At 70.7% G+C, this 17,183-nt stretch carries 15 protein-coding genes; 12 read left to right on the forward strand and 3 right to left on the reverse strand.

Annotation, left to right across the window (positions count from 1 at the left end; all coding sequences use genetic code 11):
• Positions 1-29: 29 nt before the first annotated feature.
• From ACQEVJ_RS00460 to ACQEVJ_RS00500, 9 genes are all read left to right on the forward strand, one after another.
• Entirely contained in the window at positions 30-1,775 is a 1,746-nt protein-coding gene (locus ACQEVJ_RS00460) for an ABC transporter substrate-binding protein (RefSeq protein ID WP_433095957.1), read from the forward strand.
• Between the two features lie 78 nt (positions 1,776-1,853).
• On the forward strand, positions 1,854-2,846 hold the full coding sequence (locus ACQEVJ_RS00465) for an ABC transporter permease (protein WP_433095959.1): 993 nt from the start codon (positions 1,854-1,856) through the stop codon (positions 2,844-2,846).
• Positions 2,843-3,715, forward strand: a complete 873-nt coding sequence (locus ACQEVJ_RS00470; RefSeq protein ID WP_433095961.1) for an ABC transporter permease — start codon at positions 2,843-2,845, stop codon at positions 3,713-3,715. Before ACQEVJ_RS00465 ends, ACQEVJ_RS00470 begins: the two co-directional genes overlap by 4 nt.
• A gap of 1 nt (position 3,716) precedes the next feature.
• Positions 3,717-4,661, forward strand: a complete 945-nt coding sequence (locus tag ACQEVJ_RS00475) for an ABC transporter ATP-binding protein (RefSeq protein ID WP_433095963.1) — start codon at positions 3,717-3,719, stop codon at positions 4,659-4,661.
• Positions 4,661-5,593, forward strand: a complete 933-nt coding sequence (locus ACQEVJ_RS00480; RefSeq protein ID WP_433112495.1) for an ABC transporter ATP-binding protein — start codon at positions 4,661-4,663, stop codon at positions 5,591-5,593. Before ACQEVJ_RS00475 ends, ACQEVJ_RS00480 begins: the two co-directional genes overlap by 1 nt.
• Positions 5,590-7,986 (forward strand): glycosyl hydrolase 2 galactose-binding domain-containing protein, encoded by a 2,397-nt coding sequence (locus ACQEVJ_RS00485; RefSeq protein ID WP_433095965.1) that lies wholly within the window; start codon positions 5,590-5,592, stop codon positions 7,984-7,986. Before ACQEVJ_RS00480 ends, ACQEVJ_RS00485 begins: the two co-directional genes overlap by 4 nt.
• Positions 7,987-8,023: 37 nt before the next feature.
• Positions 8,024-9,133, forward strand: coding sequence for a mannose-6-phosphate isomerase, class I (manA, locus tag ACQEVJ_RS00490; RefSeq protein ID WP_433095967.1), 1,110 nt, complete (start codon positions 8,024-8,026; stop codon positions 9,131-9,133).
• A gap of 97 nt (positions 9,134-9,230) precedes the next feature.
• Positions 9,231-10,286 (forward strand): polysaccharide deacetylase family protein, encoded by a 1,056-nt coding sequence (locus ACQEVJ_RS00495; RefSeq protein WP_433095969.1) that lies wholly within the window; start codon positions 9,231-9,233, stop codon positions 10,284-10,286.
• A 39-nt stretch (positions 10,287-10,325) separates the two neighbouring features.
• Positions 10,326-11,147 carry a CPBP family intramembrane glutamic endopeptidase gene (locus tag ACQEVJ_RS00500; protein ID WP_433095971.1) on the forward strand — a complete coding sequence of 274 codons (822 nt, stop codon included), beginning with the start codon at positions 10,326-10,328 and terminating at the stop codon, positions 11,145-11,147.
• Between the two features lie 515 nt (positions 11,148-11,662).
• Here ACQEVJ_RS00500 and ACQEVJ_RS00505 read toward each other — a convergent pair.
• A complete protein-coding gene (locus ACQEVJ_RS00505; protein ID WP_433095973.1) occupies positions 11,663-12,379 on the reverse strand; it encodes a maleylpyruvate isomerase family mycothiol-dependent enzyme in 717 nt (238 codons plus the stop codon).
• A 236-nt stretch (positions 12,380-12,615) separates the two neighbouring features.
• Between ACQEVJ_RS00505 and ACQEVJ_RS00510 the strand changes: the two genes are divergently transcribed.
• Positions 12,616-13,515 (forward strand): hypothetical protein, encoded by a 900-nt coding sequence (locus ACQEVJ_RS00510; protein WP_433095975.1) that lies wholly within the window; start codon positions 12,616-12,618, stop codon positions 13,513-13,515.
• Between the two features lie 4 nt (positions 13,516-13,519).
• Here the strand turns inward: ACQEVJ_RS00510 and ACQEVJ_RS00515 are convergent, their stop codons facing one another.
• Together ACQEVJ_RS00515 and ACQEVJ_RS00520 are read right to left on the reverse strand one after the other, a co-directional pair.
• Positions 13,520-14,302, reverse strand: a complete 783-nt coding sequence (locus ACQEVJ_RS00515; RefSeq protein WP_433095977.1) for an ABC transporter permease — start codon at positions 14,300-14,302, stop codon at positions 13,520-13,522.
• Positions 14,299-15,183, reverse strand: a complete 885-nt coding sequence (locus tag ACQEVJ_RS00520; RefSeq protein ID WP_433095979.1) for an ABC transporter ATP-binding protein — start codon at positions 15,181-15,183, stop codon at positions 14,299-14,301. Before ACQEVJ_RS00520 ends, ACQEVJ_RS00515 begins: the two co-directional genes overlap by 4 nt.
• A gap of 131 nt (positions 15,184-15,314) precedes the next feature.
• Here ACQEVJ_RS00520 and ACQEVJ_RS00525 point away from each other — a divergent pair, with 131 nt between their 5' ends.
• Both ACQEVJ_RS00525 and ACQEVJ_RS00530 read left to right on the forward strand, forming a co-directional pair.
• Positions 15,315-16,499 carry a sensor histidine kinase gene (locus ACQEVJ_RS00525; RefSeq protein ID WP_433095981.1) on the forward strand — a complete coding sequence of 395 codons (1,185 nt, stop codon included), beginning with the start codon at positions 15,315-15,317 and terminating at the stop codon, positions 16,497-16,499.
• Positions 16,496-17,176 carry a response regulator gene (locus tag ACQEVJ_RS00530; RefSeq protein WP_433095983.1) on the forward strand — a complete coding sequence of 227 codons (681 nt, stop codon included), beginning with the start codon at positions 16,496-16,498 and terminating at the stop codon, positions 17,174-17,176. The genes ACQEVJ_RS00525 and ACQEVJ_RS00530 overlap by 4 nt, the downstream gene beginning before the upstream one ends.
• Positions 17,177-17,183: the final 7 nt, after the last annotated feature.

The following is a 17,183-nucleotide window of genomic DNA, read 5'->3' on the forward strand; positions in this document are numbered from 1 at the left end:
TGCGAAACCGAAAGCGGTTTCTTATACCGGTGCTGGCAGCCGGCCTGTTAAGCGCGGCCTGCTCGGGAGGCGGGGGTTCGTCCACGCCGACCGGCCCGGCCGGAGACGGCGCGGCGGGAGGCGGCGCGGCCGCCCCGGCGGGCGGCAGCGGCGGGGCATTCCCCCGCAACGAGACCCTCTACACCAGCGGCACCCAGTGGGGGCCGCCCGCGAACTGGAACCCGCTGCGCGAGTGGGACTTCGCCACCGGCACCAAGGGCCTGGTCTACGAGACGCTGTTCATGTACGACCCGAACACCGACAAGTTCACGCCCTGGCTGGCCGAGAGCGGCGACTGGACCGGTGACCTGGAGTACACGCTCAAGCTCCGCAAGGACGTCACCTGGTCGGACGGCAAACCGTTCACGGCGGACGACGTGATCTTCACGTTCGAGCTCGGCAAGATGGAGACCGTCCCCTACCACCCGCTGTGGGACTGGATGAAGAACGCCGAGAAGGTCGACGACTACACGATCAAGTTCACCTTCGCCACGGCGAACTACCAGGAGTGGGCCAACCACCTCTACAGCCGGGCCATCGTCCCCAAGCACCTGTGGGAGGGGCGGTCCGAGGACGAGGTGATGAACGGGGTCAACGAGAAGCCCGTCGGCACCGGCCCGTACGCCTACCAGTCCCACGACCAGGACCGCATGGTCTGGGTCAAGCGCGACGGCTGGTGGGCGACCAAGGCCCTCGGCAAGGACGTCAAGCCCAAGTACATCGTCGACATCGTCAACTCCAGCAACGAGGTCGCGATGGGCCTGCTGCTGCAGAAGGGCCTCGACCTCAGCACCAACTTCCTGCCGGGCATCGCCAACCTGGTCAAGGGCAACTTCGGCATCGAGACCTACTACGACCAGGCGCCGTACATGCTGTCGGCGAACACCACCTGGATGTGGTTCAACACCGCCAAGAAGCCGATGGACGACAAGGAGTTCCGCAAGGCGGTCGCCTACTCCATCGACACCAAGAAGATCGTCGAGGGCGTCTACGGCAACCTGGTCAAGGCGTCCGACCCGACCGGCATGCTGCCGCAGTGGGACAAGTACGTCGACAAGAACGTCACCTCCACGCTCGGCTTCTCCTACAACCCGGACAAGGCCAAGCAGCTGCTCGCCGACGCCGGCTACAAGGACCGCAACGGCGACGGGCTGGTGGAGTCGCCGAGCGGTGCCAAGATCTCGCTGAAGCTGATCGTGCCCGCCGGGTGGACCGACTGGATGGAGGCGGCCCGGGTCATCAGCTCCAGCGCCAAGGCCGCCGGAATCGACATCGAGGCCGACTTCCCCGACTACAACGCGCTCGTCGACGTGCGTAACCAGGGCAAGTACGACCTTGTCCTCAACAACGACAAGCAGCTGGCGAACACCCCCTGGCTGTACTACGACTACCTGTTCCGCCTGCCGGTGCAGAAGCTGCAGACCACGACGAACTTCGGCCGGTACGAGAACAAGCGGGCGTGGGAGCTCACGCAGCAGCTCGACCAGGTCAAGCCCGAGGACGTCGAGGGCATGAAGAAGATCACCTCGGAGCTGCAGAAGATCCAGCTCGAGGACGTGCCGTTCATCCCGCTCTGGTACAACGGCCTGTGGTCCCAGACCACCAACTCGGTCTGGAAGAACTGGCCCAGCAGTGCGCCGAACGCGCCGAAGTACCCGCCGACGGTGTGGCGTAACTGGCTGGAGATGGGCGGCACGCTCATGCTCACCGAACTCCAGCCGGCCTCCGGAGGCTGATCTTCTCGCGCCCCCCTGTCACTGCCACTGTCACCCGAGCGGGGCAGGGGGGCGCCGTTCCGCGACCGGGAGGTCGAATTGCGCCGCTATTTCGGCAGAAAGCTTCTCATCTACGGCCTGACGTTCTTCGTGGCCGTGACCATCAACTGGATGATCCCGCGGTTCATGCCGGGCGACCCCGTGCAGAGCATGCTCTCACGCGCCAACGTCGCACAGCCGGCGGCCGTCGAGGCCATGCGGGCGCACTACACCGCGATGTTCGGCTTCGACCTGCCGCTGTGGCAGCAGTACCTCAACTTCTGGGGCTCGCTGCTGAAGGGCGACCTCGGCATCAGCATCTGGCTGTTCCCGACGCCGGTGTCCGACGTGATCATCCGGGCGGTCCCGTACACGCTGGGCCTGCTGATCCCGTCCATCCTGCTGAGCTGGTTCGCGGGCAACCGGTTCGGCGCCTTCGCCGCGCGGCGCAAGTGGCTCGACAACAGCGTGCTCCCCATCGGCTACGTGCTGACCGCCACGCCGTACATGTGGCTGGCGATCCTGCTGGCCTGGGCGCTCGGCATCGTCGCGGGCGTGTTCCCGGTCGCCGGGGCCTACGGCTTCGACATGCAGCCGTCCATGTCGTGGGAGTTCCTCGGCAGCCTCGCCCAGCACTGGTTCCTCCCGTTCGCCTCGCTGTTCCTGGTCGCGTTCGGCGGCTGGGCAATCGGCATGCGCAACATGATCATCTATGAGCTTGAGGCGGACTACGTCAACTACCTGCGGGCGCTCGGCGCGCCGATGCGGCTGGTGCGGCGCTACGCCTTCAGGAACGCGATCCTGCCCCAGGTGACCGGCCTGGCCCTGCAACTCGGCGTGCTCGTGGCGGGCGCACTGGTCACCGAAATCGTCTTCAGTTATCCCGGGCTGGGGCACCTGATCCTCCAGGCCATCCAGAACCAGGACTTCTTCCTGCTGCAGGGCACCTTCCTGTTCATCGTCATCGGCGTGCTGATCGCCAACTTCGTCATCGACATCGCGTACGTCCTGGTGGACCCGCGCACCAGGACCGGGATGGGAGGAGCGGCGTGAGCGAGGTCCTGCCCCAGCCGCCGACGGCGCGCCGCGAGGCCCTGCACTTCGCGCTGCGCAACCGCAAGCTGGTCGTCGGCACGGTCATCGTCGGCGTGTTCCTCGTGGCCGGCCTGGCCGGGCCGCTGCTGTTCGACCACGGGCCGAACGACTACGTCGGGCCGCCCATGGCGCCGCCGTCCGGGGAGTTCTGGTTCGGCACCACGACGTTCGGCCAGGACGTCTTCGCCCAGTTCGTGTACGGACTGCGCTCGACGTTCCTCGTGGGCGTGCTCGGCGGCGTGCTGGCGGCGGTCGTCGGCATGGTCGTGGGGTTCGTCGCGGGCTACCGCGGCGGGTGGGTCGACGAACTGCTCAACATGCTCACCAACATCGTGCTCGTGCTGCCCGCGCTGGTGGTGCTGCTGATCGTCAACGCCTACCTGGGTGTGCGCAGCATCGGCGTGCAGGCGCTGTTCATCGGGCTGACCTCGTGGCCGTGGGCCGCGCGGGCGATCAGGGCGCAGACATTCTCGCTGCGCTCGCGCGACTTCGTCGACCTCGCCCGGCTGAGCGGCGTGCGCACCCCGAAGATCATCTCTCGGGAGATCGCGCCGAACATGAGCTCGTACCTATTCCTGACGTTCATCCTGCTGTTCGGCAGCGCGATCCTGATCGCCGCCTCGCTCGACTTCATCGGCCTCGGACCCACCGAGGGGGTCTCCCTCGGCCTGATGCTCAACAACGCCGCACGGTGGAGCGCGCTCCAGCTCGGCCTGTGGTGGTGGTTCATCCCTCCGGGCGCCGGCATCACGGCGATCGTCGGCGCGCTCTACGTCATGAACGTCGGGCTGGACGAGGTGTTCAACCCGAAGCTGAGGGAGATGTGACGTGGCGCTGAATGTCACCGACCTCCGGGTCTACTACCGGACGCTGCGCGGCGAGGTGAAGGCGCTCGACGGCGTCACGTTCACCGTCGCGGACGGCGAGATCATGGGCCTGGCGGGGGAGTCGGGCTCGGGCAAGTCCACGCTCGCCAAGAGCCTGATCCGGCTGGACGGCCGCATGCGGCACGTCGGCGGCACGGTGGAGCTGGACGGCAGGACCATGCCGCTGTCGGACGACGGCGCGATGGACGAGTTCCGCTTCCGCGAGGTGTCGCTCATCCCGCAGTACTCGATGAGCGCGCTCAACCCGACCAGGAAGATCGGCAAGATGGTCGGCGAGTTGCTGGAGTCGCGCGGCGAGCGGCCGGAGAGGGCCGAGCTGGAGCGGCGGCTGGAGCTGGTCGGCCTGTCGAAGGATGTGCTCGACCGCTACCCGATCGAGCTGTCCGGCGGCATGAAGCAGCGGGTGGTCATGGTCGTCTCCACGCTGCTGAACCCCTCGCTGCTGATCGCCGACGAGGTCACCTCCGCGCTCGACGTGTCCAGCCAGAAGGCCGTGGCCACGACGCTGCTCGGGTTCCGCGACCACGGCCTGGTCACGAGCATGATGGTGGTCACCCACGACATCTCGCTCGTCTATCAGATCGCCGACACGATCATGGTGATGTACGCCGGGCGGCTGGCCGAGAAGGCCCCGGCCGAGGTGCTCGTCACCGCCCCGAGGCATCCGTACACCAAGCAGCTCATCTCCGCGCTGCCCGAGGTGGGGGTGCGCTACGAGGACCGCCGGCTGACGGGCATTCCCGGCAATCCGCCGTCCCTGCTCAAGCCGCCCGGGGGATGCCGGTTCCGGGACCGCTGCCCGCTCGCGTTCGACCAGTGCGCCGAGCAGCCGCCGTTCGCCGAGGTGGCCCCCGGCCACTTCGTCGCCTGCTGGAAGGCCGAATGATGCTCAAGCTGGACGGTGTGTCCAAGGTCTACCGCGTCGGCGCCTTCGGCGGGCGCGAGCTGAAGGCCGTCTCCGACGTCAGCTTCGAGGTCGGCGAGGGAGAGGTGGTCTCGCTCATCGGCGAGAGCGGCAGCGGCAAGAGCACGCTCGGCCGGATGATCCTGCGCCTCGCCTCGATCAGCGGCGGCACGATCACCCTGGACGGCAGGGACATCACCTCGATCAAGGACCGCAAGGAGTACTACCGGCAGGTGCAGGGCGTCTTCCAGGACCCCTTCAGCTGCTACAACCCCGTCTTCCGGGCCGACCGCGTCTTCACGATGATCAAGGAGCAGTACTTCTCCCAGGTCGGCGCGGACGAGTGGCGCAAGCGTGTGGATGGCGCGCTGGAGAGCGTGCGGCTCGACCCCGGCAACGTCCTCGGCAAGTATCCCCACCAGCTCAGCGGCGGCCAGCTCCAGCGCATGCTGATCGCCAGGGCCGTGCTCCTCGACATCCGGCTGCTGGTCGCCGACGAGATCATCAGCATGCTCGACGCGTCCACCCGCATCGACGTGCTCAACCTGCTCGCCGACCTGCGGGCGCGCGGCCTCGGCATCCTGTTCGTCACGCACGACCTGTCGCTCGGCAACTACGTCAGCGACCGGACGGTGGTGCTACGGCACGGGAAGATCGTGGAGATGGGCCGGACGGACCTCGTGTTCGGCAACCCGGCGCATCCCTACACGCGCTCGCTGCTGGCCTCGGTCCCCCGGCTGCACGCCAAGTGGACGGACGACGTGGTTGAGGACGTGCCCTGCGCTTACCACGAGGCGCCGCAGGAGAGCCGGACCCGCCCGGGGCTGGCCGAGGTCGAAGACGACCACCACGTGGCGTGCGCCGGTTGCGGGGCATCGGGGATCGAGGAGAAGAAGATTAAGGAGAAAGCGTGAGCTCGTACCGTCCCCTCCACGACGGGTGGACCGTCACCGCCGTGTCGTCGACCGGGCAGCTCCGGCCGGTGGTCGCGGGCCTGCCCGCGGCCGTTCCCGGTTGCGTCCACACCGACCTCCTCGCCGCCGGGCTGATCGAGGACCCCTACCAGGACGACAACGAGGACCAGCTGACCTGGATCGGGCGTACGGCGTGGTCGTACGAGACCGCTTTCACATGGGAGTTCGCGCAGGACGGCACCGACGACGACCGGGCGGACCTCGTCTGCGAGGGGCTCGACACTGCCGCCACACTCGTGCTCAACGGCATCGAGATCGGCACGACGGCCGACATGCACCGGTCATACCGCTTCCCCGTGCGGCACCTGCTGCGCGTGGGCGAGAACACGCTCAGGATCCTGTTCGACCCGCCGTACGGGTACGCGGAGGCGCAGAAGGCGGCCCTCGGCGACCGCCCCGGCGCGTACGCCGAGCCGTACCAGTTCATCAGGAAGATGGCCTGCAACTTCGGCTGGGACTGGGGGCCGACGCTGGTCACGGCCGGGATCTGGCGGCCCATCGGCATCGAGACCTGGAGCACCGCCCGGCTCGCCGAGGTGCGTCCGCTCGTCCACGGAGACGGCACGGTGGAAGTGCACGTCGCGGTGGAGAGGGCCACCGAGCGGCCGCTCACGCTCACCGCCTCGGCCGGGGGCGTGACCGAGACCGTCACCGTCGGCGCCGGGCAGCGCCGGGCCGTCGTCACGCTGACCGTGCCGGACCCCGACCTGTGGTGGCCGCGCGGGTACGGCGAGCAGCCGCTGTACGACCTGACCGTGAGCCTTGAGGGTCAGGAGTGGACCGGGCGGATCGGGTTCAGGTCGGTCGAGCTCGACCGCACGGGCGACGCGTTCACCTTCGTGATCAACGGGAAGCCGGTCTTCGTCAAGGGCTTCAACTGGATCCCCGACGACTGCTTCCCGAGCCGGATCACGCGGGAGCGGCTGGCCGAGCGGTTCGCCCAGGCGGCCGCCGCGGGCGCCAACTGCCTGCGGGTGTGGGGCGGCGGCATGTACGAGAGCGAGGACTTCTACGACCTCGCCGACGAGATGGGCCTGCTCGTCTGGCAGGACTTCCCGTTCGCCTGCGCGGCCTACCCGGAGGAGGGCCGCTTCGCGGCGGAGGTCGAGGCCGAGGCCCGCGAGCACGTCGCCCGTCTGGCCCACCGCGCGAGCCTCGTGCTGTGGTGCGGCAACAACGAGAACATCGAGGGCCACGCCGACTGGGGCTGGCAGGACACGCTGGAGGGCCGCAGCTGGGGCGGCGGCTTCTACTACGACCTGCTGCCCCGGGTCGTCGCCGAACTCGACCCGACCCGGCCGTACTGGCCGGGCAGCCCCTACTCCGGGGCCCCCGACCTGCCGCCGAACGACCCGTCCAAGGGCACGGTCCACATCTGGACGGTCTGGAACCACCAGGACTACACCCACTACGCGACCTACACGCCGAGGTTCGTGGCCGAGTTCGGCTTCCAGGGCCCGCCGACGTACGCGACGCTGCGCGCCGCGGTCTCCGACGACCCGCTGACGCCGGTCTCCCCCGGGGTGACCCACCACCAGAAGGCGATCGACGGCAACCTCAAGCTGCTGCGCGGGCTCGGCGAGCACCTGCCCCAGCCGGACGGGTTCGACGACTGGCACTACTACACCCAGGTTAACCAGGCCAGGGCGATGGCGTTCGGCATCGAGCGGTTCCGGGCGCTCGCGCCCCACTGCATGGGCACGATCGTGTGGCAGCTCAACGACTGCTGGCCGGTCACCTCCTGGGCCGCGGTGGACGGCGGCGGGCGGCGCAAGCCGCTGTGGTACGCGCTGCGCCGGGCGTACGCCGACCGGTTGCTGACCTTCCAGGGCGACGCGCTGGCGGTCGTCAACGACACCGGCGAGCCGTGGTCGGGGGAGCTCGCCGTCGACCGGCTCAGCCTGGCGGGGGAGATCCTGGCCAAGGAGCGCTTCGACGTGTCGGTCCCGGCGCGTGGCACGGCGTCCGTGGAGCTGCCCGAGGGGGTGGCGCGGGCCGGGAACCCGGCGGGCGAGGTGCTGGTGGCCACCCTCGGCGACGTACGCGCGCTGCGGTTCCCGGGCGAGGACCCGGCCATGGACTACCCGCCGACGGAGATGGACACGGTGGTCGAGGAGATCGAGGGCGGGCTGCGGGTGCGGGTGACCGCGCGGACGGTCGTGCGCGAGCTCGCGATCTTCCCCGACCGCCTCGACCCTCGCGCGACCGTGGACGACCAGCTCGTCACGCTGCTGCCGGGGGAGACCGCGGTCTTCCACGTCACGGGCGGTGATGTGGATCCCGGCGCGCTCGTCCGTCACCCGGTGCTCCGGTGCGTCAACGAACCCCGTTAGTCTCGGATCGCCCCCGCCTGACGCCCGAAGGACGCCTGTGGATCTGCTCGCCAATGTCATCAAGGACTACCCCTGGGGCTCCCGGACGGCCATCGCGGAGCTGACCGGGCGGCCCGCCTCGGGGCCGGAGGCCGAGATGTGGCTGGGCGCCCACCCGGCCGCGTCCTCCCGGCTGACCAGGGACGGGGCCGAGACCACGCTCGCCGACGCGGTCGCGGCCGACCCTGTGGGGACCCTCGGGGAGGCGGTCGCCGGCCGGTTCGGGGAGCGGCTGCCCTACCTGATGAAGCTGATCGCGGTGGACGCGCCCCTGTCGCTGCAGGTCCACCCCGACGCCGAGCAGGCCGCCGACGGCCACGCCCGGGGGGACGCGAACTACACCGACCCCTGGCACAAGCCGGAGCTGGTCTGCGCGCTCACGCCGTTCACCGGGCTGGCCGGGTTCCGGCCGCCCGAGCAGTCGGAGATGCTGGTCGAGCGGCTGCACGTGGACGCGCTGCGGCCGGTGGTCGCGGCGCTGCGCGACGGCGACGTGCTCGGCGCGCTGCGGGTGCTGCTGGAGTGGCCGGGCTCCCGGAGGGAGCTGGTCGGGTCCATGGTGTGGGCGGCCTCCGCCTGCCACACGCCCGACTACGCGCTGGTCGTACGGCTGGCCCGGCGTTATCCCGAGGACCCGGCCGTGCTGGCGCCGCTGCTGATGCGCCGTCACACGCTGGCCCCCGGCGAGGCGCTGTTCCTCGGGGCGGGGGTGCTGCACTGCTACCTCGACGGCTTCGCCGTGGAGATCATGGCCTGCTCCGACAACGTGCTGCGGGCGGGCCTGACCGGCAAGCACATCGACGTGGAGGAACTGCTGCGCATCACCGACGCCGCGGCGCAGCCCCTGCCGGTGGAGCCGGTCGGCGGCGCGTACGTGCCGCCGATCCCGGAGTTCCTGCTCCGCAGGATCGCGCCCGGCACGAACGAGGTGCTCCACGGAGCGGCGCCCAGGATCGTGCTGTGCACCGAAGGCGTCGTCGACGTGGTCACGGCCGGAGGCTCCGAGGTCAAGCTCCGCCCGGGTGAGTCGGTGTTCGCCGCCGCGTCCGAGGGACCCGTCGAGATCGGCGGGGACGGCGTCGCCTTCTGCGCCGAGCCCCACCTGTGACTCACTTAGCGTGATGTTTGTCCTACAGGGCGTGAAGTGAACGCGTCCCGCGGGTAGGAGCCCCTCATTGTCAAGCGCGGCCCGATGAGGGGGATCCATGGGGCGCTTCAGGGTTGCCGGCATCGCCGCGGCTTCGTTGGGGGTGGTCGCACTCTCCGCCTGCTCGGCGGGCGGGGGCAAGCACGTCACGCACGCGAGCCCGGCCGGTCACCAGCAGAACAACGCGGTCGCCGGGGCGGCGCTGCGCAAGTCCGAGACGGCCGCCGCCGCCCAGGCGAAGGCCAACGAGCTGGGGCAGGTCCCGGTGATCATGTATCACCGGATCGTCAAGAACCCGCCGCCGGGCGACGACCGCAGCCCGAAGGACTTCCGCGACGAGCTCGAGCGGCTCGCGGCGGAGGACTACGTGCCGGTCACCGCGGCCGAGTACGTCACCGGCAAGATCGACATTCCGGCGGGTAAGCACCCGGTGGTGCTGACCTTCGACGACTCCTCGCCCTCCCAGCTCACGCTCGACGGCATGGGCAATCCGGCGCCGGACTGCGCGATCGGCATCCTGATGGATGTCGCGAAGAAGCACCCGGGCTTCCGGCCGGTGGCGACCATGTACGTGATCAAGGACCTGTTCGGCAAGGCCCGCCAGGAGGAGCAGATCCAGGTCCTGCAGTGGCTCAAGGACCACAACTTCGACATCGGCAACCACACCCGCGACCACCTCAACCTGCTCGGCAAGCCGAAGGACCAGGTGGAGAACCAGATCGCGGCCGGGCAGACGCTGATCACCTCGCTGATCAAGACGCCGCCGGTCACGCTCGCCCTGCCGTACGGCAACCAGCCGCACGAGAAGAAGTGGGCGCTGCAGGGGGCGTCCGGCGGCACCCGCTACGACTACAAGGGCGTGTTCCTCGCGGGCTACACCCCGGCGCCGTCGCCGTACGCCAAGGACTTCGACCCCGTCGGCATCCCGCGGATCAGGTCGAAGGAGAAGGTCGGCGACTGCAAGAAGTTCTGCTCGATGGCGTGGCTCGACTGGCTCAAGGCCAACCCCACCGACCGCTACACCTCGGACGGCAACCCCAACACGGTCGCCTTCCCGAAGTTCAAGGCGGCCTTCGTCGCACCGTCGTTCACGTCCCGTGCGCTGCCGTACTGACGGGATGGATGACCGTGCGGGGGCGGCTACCCTGCCAGCATGGACGACGTCACCGCCCCCGGACGGCCGGGCGCCGCCGTGTCCGCTGAGCCGGACGCGGCCGCCCTGCGGGGTCTCACGCCGCGGCTGATCGGCCCGGAGATCATCGCGGTCTTCGCGGTCTCGCTCGGCGCCAGCGCCCTGCTGTCGCTCATCCGCCTCCTTGGCGCACTGACCGCGCCGAAGGACCTGGGCGACCAGCACGCGGTGCTCGTCGGCTCGCTGGCCCCCGGCCGCCCGTGGCTGGATCTCTCGCTGCACCTCGCGGGGATCGCGGTGAACGTGGCGCCGGTGGGGCTCGTCGCCTACCTGCTGGCCCGATCGGGCGAGTCCATGCGCACGATCGGGGCCGACTGGCGCGAGCCGGGCCGCGACACGCTGCGCGGAGCCCTGCTGGCGGCGGTGATCGGCGGCAGCGGGCTGGTGTTCTACCTGTTCGCCTTCCGGTCCGGGTTCAACCTGAACGTCGTGCCGGACAGCCTGCCGGACACCTGGTGGCGGATCCCGGTCCTGGTCGCCGAGGCCGCCCAGAACGGCGTGCTGGAGGAGGTGCTGGTCGCCGGTTATCTGCTGCACCGGCTGCGGCAGCGCGACTGGTCTCCGTGGCGCGCGGTGGGGGCGTCGGCCGTCCTGCGCGGCTCCTACCACCTCTACCAGGGCTTCGGCGGCTTCATCGGCAACATCGCGATGGGCGTGGTCTTCGGCCGGCTCTACCAGCGCTGGGGGCGGACCATGCCGCTGATCATCGCGCACACGCTGATCGACGTGGTCGCCTTCGTCGGGTACGGCGTGCTGCGCGGCCGTGTCTCCTGGCTGCCCTGATCTCCTGTCTAATCGGGCGGAATGCGTTCTCTCTGGCGCGCCTGATTGATTTGGGCGCGATCCCGGTGCATCGTTGACGGGCCGCCGCACGTCTGGATCCCCCCGGGCAAAACCGGCCTGTCCTGGCCGCATTTTTCATTCGGGGAATTCGCATGAGGCGTTTATCGACACGCATTCCATATCCGGCGCGCCGGCGCGCCGCTGTTGACCGCCGGCCCGGGGGGCGCACCCGCCCGCCCGGCCGTGGACGTCCGGTCAGCCTGCCGCATCGGTGCCGAGTGGGAGGCGGGGCCGCGAGCCGGAACTCCGCCGTGCCCGTCACCGCGAGTGCCGTGACCGCGCGTGCGGCCCTGCCCGTACGGCCCGCTCCCGGGCGCACAGGGTCGTGGGCGGCGGTCCCGCCGAGGCGGGAGACGGGCGTCTTATTACGACCGGTGCCGAGGGCGAGGTCCGACCCGTTATGTCCCGCACGCCGGGTGCCCGCAGGGGCGCCCGGCGTGTCTTTTTTCTGGAGCTCAGGCGAGGCAGCGCAGGGCGCCCCGGACGCGGGCGTCGAGAGGATGCTCGGCGGGCAGACGGCCGACCGTCGCGTCGACGAACTCCTCGGGGGTGAGGTCGGCGGTCAGGCCGTCGTCCACCTGCGCCTGCAACCGGCCGCAGGCGCGTTCGACCCGCGCCTTGGACCCCTGCTCCTCCAGCACGAACACGCCGACCCGGACCCGCCAGTCGAGGCGGTCGCCTGCCTCGTCCGCCGTCACGGGCGCCCCGACGTCGTCGGCGTGCGTGGCGTACTCCGAGTCGTAGTGGAAGGTCTGGAGACCGGCCGGGTAGGGGCCGGCCGACGTGTGGAGCGTGCCGTCGCGGCCCAGGGCGCGCATCCGCCTTCGGGTCTCCCTGTTCTTGGCCCGCCACTCGTCGAGCACCTGCTCCACCGGCAGGCCGTGCCGCTTGCGCACGCACCAGTCGTTGAAGCCGTCGAAGCCCCCGCGCACGCCCTCGTGTTCGAGCAGCTCGTAGAACCCGTCGATGTCGTCGTCCAGGCACGCGTGGTTGTACAACTCCTCGCCGGCCAGGTGTGCGAGCACGTCGCGCACCGTCCAGCCGTCGCACCGGGAGGGGCGGTTCCAGCCGTCCTCGTCGAGGGAGGAGAAGAAGCGGTCGAGCCGTGCCGCCTCGGTGTCGAAGATGTCGAAGGGGTCGAGCCCCGCCAGTTCGTCCCGTGCAGAGGTCATGCCTGAGCCGTACCCGGCGTCGCTCCGCCCTCACTTCGCGACGGTACGGCGGGCGGCATTGGGCGGTGTCAGGACATTTCTCTCATAAGGCGGACATTTAAACCTGTGGTGGTCTCAACAAAGCGCAGGGGAAGGGAAAGACCGGGTCTTAGGTCGTTTGTCCGGTGATCTGCGCGGAAACCCCGAGATCGGTAAGCACGGTGGTTGTTCGGTGGATGTTCCAGGGGGAAAACGAAATGGCAAAAAGCACGAGCGTCGCCGGGATCCTCGCGATCGGCGCCGTCCTCGCCGGTGGCGCCGTGATCGCGGGTGCTCCTCTCCTCGCGGCTCCGGCGGGGGCCGCCACGATGTCCGCGCAGCAGAGCCTCGTCGGGTTCGGCCATCCGCACTCCCGGGGCCAGCGCAACCGCCAGAAGAACGGGCACCGGCACAATCAGCGACTGCGGGAGCAGCAGCGCCAGCACCAGTTCCTGCTGCGTGACTTCACGCTGGTCCTCACGCCGTTCCAGAAGGGGATGACGGACGCGCGGGCGCTGCCGTACAACTGGCAGAACGACAGCACGTCTGCGCTGCAGTACGCCAACCAGGACCAGCTGGCCGCGCTGCAGGACGTGCCCGAGTCGGTCGAGATCAACCGCGACGGCCAGGAGGAGAACAGCAAGACGGCGGTCTCCCCGCGGGTGGAAGATGAAAAGCACGACGTGGACGTCAACGTGGACCGTAAGCAGGACATCAAGAAGGACGTCAAGAAGGACGAACCGGCGCCCCGGCCGCACGTCGATCCCGTCAAGCCGCCCGCCGACGTCACGCCCACGACCCCCACGTCGAAGCCCGAGCCGGCGCCGGTCGTGAAGCCGGTCGTGCAGCCGGTCGTGCAGCCGGTCGTCAAGCCGGTGGAGAAGCCGGTGGAGAAGCCGGTGGAGAAGCCGGTGGAGAAGCCGGTCGCGCAGCCGCCCGTCGAGAAGCCGGCGCCCGAGCCCGCGGCGTGCGCGCCCGCCTGTTCGCCCGGTCTCACCTTGCCCCTGACCCTCTCGCTCACGGCCAAGGTGTCCCTCGCGGCGGACGCGGGTGTGGGCGCGGCCGCGAAGCCGGACGCCGCGACCACCGGGATCTGCCTGCCGCTGGCCACGAGCTGAGCCGTCAGGCGTCCCTGCGGGCCAGCAGGACGGCGGCCACCCCGTACGGCACGGCCACGTAGGCGGCCATGACCGCGAGCGCGGCGAGCGGCGACAGCAGCGCGCCGCCGACCGACTGGGGGTTGCCCGTGCCGGCCAGCTGGCCCGCCAGGGCGCCCGGCAGGATCGAGCCGATGCGCTCGTCCCAGGGCGCCGGAAGGTTGTAGCCGACGATAGGGAGCACGTACCAGACCGCCACGAGGACGGCGATGGCGGCGACGGCGGAGCGCGTGATCGCGGTCAGGCACAGGCCGAGGAGTGCGAACATCGCGATGGATAGGCTCATCGCCAGGAAGAGCGGCATCTGCCCGCTCAGCGCCTCGGCCGACTGGCCGCGGATGGGCCGGTCGCCGATGACGAGCCGCCCGGCGGCATATGTCGCGAGCACGGCCGCGAGCCCCGTGCAGAAGGCGACGACCGCGACGACGCCGGTCTTGGCGGCCAGCACCCGCCCACGTGACGGCAGCACGGTGAACGTGGCGCGGATCATGCCGGTGCCGTACTCGCCGGAGAAGGCGAGGACGCCCAGCACGGCCAGGCACAGCGAGGCGAGCATGTGCGTCACCTCGGGCAGCGACGACACCTCGAGGTGATCGCGCTGATCGGGCGGCAGGTCCTCCCACAGGTGGACGGCGTACCAGGCCAGCAGGGCCATGAGACCGACGACGACGCCGATGACGCCGAGGACGACGGAGGTGGACCGGAGGGTGCGGAGCTTGAGCCACTCGGCGGCGAGAGCGTCGATCACCGGTCCGCCCCCTCTGCCGTGAGCCGCATGTAGGTCTCCTCAAGGGAGGCACCGCGCGGGGTGACCTCGTGGAGGGGGATCGCGTGCCGGGCCGCGAGGTCGCCGATCTCCGTCGGATCGAGGCCGCGCACCGACAGGCCCCCGCCGTCCTCGGCCGTGACCGTCCCGCCCGCGGCCGACAGTGCGGTGGCGAGATCGCCGGCGCGGCTGCTGCGGACGAACACGTCCCGTACGGCGGTCAGCTCCCGCATCGGGGTGTCCGCGATGAGCCGCCCACGGCCGATGACGACCAGGTGGTCCGCGGTGAGCTCCATCTCGCTCATCAGGTGGCTCGACAGCAGCACCGTGCGCCCCTCGGCGGCGAGGCCGCGGAGCAGTTCGCGGATCCAGCGCACGCCGTCAGGATCGAGGCCGTTGACCGGCTCGTCGAGCAGCAGCACCCCCGGGTCGCCGAGAAGCGCGGCGGCGATCCCGAGGCGCTGGCGCATACCGAGCGAGAAGCCCCCGATCCGCTTGCGGGCCACTCCGGCCAGGCCCACCTGCTCGATGACGGACACGACCCGGTCCCGGCCGATGCGGTTGGCGCGGGCCATCCAGCTCAGGTGGCCAAGGGGCGTACGCCCGCCCTGGACCGCCCCGGCGTCCAGGAGCGCGCCCACCTCCCGCATCGGGTGGCGGAGGCGGTCGTACCGGCCGCCGCTCACCAGCGCCTCGCCGCTCGCCGGGCGGTCCAGGCCGAGGATCATCCGCATGGTCGTGGACTTGCCCGCGCCGTTCGGCCCGAGGAACCCGGTCACGCGGCCTGGTTTCACGTGGAACGTCAGCCCGTCCACGGCGACCGTGCGCCCGAAGCGCTTGGTCAGCTCTCTGACTTCGATCATGTCCCGACGGTCTCGCGGGCCGCCCGGTCCCCGCGTCGGAGCGAAGTGCGATCTGCCGGACGCGCCTCAGACCATGGCATGACAGACCAGGGCAGGAGGCGAACGCGCACACGTATGGCTAGCGTGGGCGCGTGGACGATCCGGACGTGCGGCCGTTGTTCCCCCGGCCGCTGCGCCCCCGTGAGCTGGTCGCGCTCGACGTGCTGGCCGGAGTGGGTTACGCGTTCGTGCTGGTCGTCAACTCCCCAGGCGCGCACCATCCGGCGGCCTGGGCCCTGATCGCCACGATGACGCTGCCGCTCGCGGTCAGGCGGCGGTGGCCGCTGCCGGTCTTCTGCGTCGTCGCGGTCGCGTCCGTGGCGGCCATGACGCTCGGCGTCGCGCGGGAGCCGCTGGCCGCCGCGGCGTACGCGCTCTATCCGGTCGCGCTCACGACGCGGCGGCACCGGTGGGAGCCGACGGCGGCGATCGGCGCGCTGACCGTCGGGGCGCTGCTGCTGGCGGCGGTCGGCGGCGTGGCGGCCGAGCCGGAGGTCAGGCGCATCGTGGAGACCGTCGTGCTCGGCTCGCTCGCGCTGGGCGGGGCCTGGACGATCGGCCGGGCGGTGCGGGAGCGCCGGGCGTACGTCGCGCGCCGGGCCGAGCAGGCCGCCGAGCACGCCGTCACCGAGGAACGGCTGCGCATCGCCAGGGAGATGCACGACGTGGTCTCCCACACGCTCAGCCTCATCGGGGTCAAGGCCGGGGTCGCCGCGCACGTGGCCGACCGGCGGCCCGAGGAGGCGCTGGAGGCGCTGCGGGTCATCGAGACCACGAGCAGGCAGGCGCTGACCGAGATGCGGCACATGCTCGGCGTGCTGCGTACGGCCCCCGGAGCTGTCACCGGCGCGCTGTCCCCGGCGCCGGGCCTCACGGCGCTGCCGGACATCGCCGAGCGTGCGGCGGCCGCGGGCGTACGCGTGGACCTGGACGTGCGGGTGACGGACGGCCTGTCCCCGGCGCTGGAGCTGGCGGTCCACCGGATCGTCCAGGAGGCCGTCACCAACGTGGTCAGGCACGCGGCCCCGGCGGCCTGCCGGGTCCTGGTGGCCGACGAGGGGGGAGACGAGGGGGGAGACGAGGGAGCACAGGTGCGGATCGAGGTGACCGACGACGGGCCGGGCCGCCGGGTCCTGCCCGCCGGCCCGCCGGGGCACGGCCTGATCGGCATGCGCGAGCGCGTGACGGCGTACGGCGGGGTCTTCACGGCCGGTCCGCTGCCCGGCGGCGGGTTCCGCGTGCTCGCCCGCCTGCCGCTGGAAGGGAAGAGGACATGAACGGGCCAGAGCCGATCCGAGTGCTGCTCGCCGACGACCAGGAACTGCTGCGCGGCAGCCTGCGCCTGCTGGTCGACAGCACGCCGGGGCTGGTCGCGGTCGGCGAGGCGGGCACCGGGGCGCGTGCCGTCGAACTGGCCCGCGCCGAGCGTCCCGACGTCGTGCTGATGGACGTGCGGATGCCCGGCATGGACGGCATCGAGGCGACCCGACGCATCTGCGCCGAGCCATGCGGTACGAAGGTGCTGATCCTCACCACGTTCGACCTCGACGAGTACGTCTACGCGGGGCTGCGGGCCGGGGCGAGCGGGTTCCTGCTGAAGAACACGCCGCCCGCCGACCTGCTGGCGGCGATCCGTGTCATCGCCGCGGGCGAGGGGCTGCTGGCGCCGAGCGTGACACGGCGGCTGATCGTCGAGTTCGCCCGGACCGCCGCGGACCGGCCTCGATCCGGCCCCTTGCTCGACGGGCTGACCGGCCGCGAGCGGGAGGTGCTCACGCTCGTCGCGCGCGGCCTGTCCAACCTGGAGATCGCCGCGAACCTGCATGTGAGCACGGCCACTGTGAAGACCCACATCGGCCACCTGCTCGCCAAGCTCGGCGCGCGCGACCGGGCCCAGCTGGTCATCGCCGCCTACGAAGGGGGGCTCGTCTCCGTGGCACGGCCGCACCCGTGACAGGGTG

Origin of the sequence: Microbispora sp. CA-102843, assembly GCF_050936215.1 — a bacterium.
Lineage (GTDB): Bacteria > Actinomycetota > Actinomycetes > Streptosporangiales > Streptosporangiaceae > Microbispora.

Bases quoted from the DNA above. Each gene is read 5' to 3' on its own strand.
- ACQEVJ_RS00480 (WP_433112495.1), top strand. From the start codon at position 4,661: ATGCTCAAGCTGGACGGTGTGTCCAAGGTCTACCGCGTCGGCGCCTTC.
- ACQEVJ_RS00495 (WP_433095969.1), top strand. From the start codon at position 9,231: ATGGGGCGCTTCAGGGTTGCCGGCATCGCCGCGGCTTCGTTGGGGGTG.
- ACQEVJ_RS00500 (WP_433095971.1), top strand. From the start codon at position 10,326: ATGGACGACGTCACCGCCCCCGGACGGCCGGGCGCCGCCGTGTCCGCT.
- ACQEVJ_RS00505 (WP_433095973.1), bottom strand. From the start codon at position 12,379: ATGACCTCTGCACGGGACGAACTGGCGGGGCTCGACCCCTTCGACATC.
- ACQEVJ_RS00510 (WP_433095975.1), top strand. From the start codon at position 12,616: ATGGCAAAAAGCACGAGCGTCGCCGGGATCCTCGCGATCGGCGCCGTC.
- ACQEVJ_RS00520 (WP_433095979.1), bottom strand. From the start codon at position 15,183: ATGATCGAAGTCAGAGAGCTGACCAAGCGCTTCGGGCGCACGGTCGCC.
- ACQEVJ_RS00530 (WP_433095983.1), top strand. From the start codon at position 16,496: ATGAACGGGCCAGAGCCGATCCGAGTGCTGCTCGCCGACGACCAGGAA.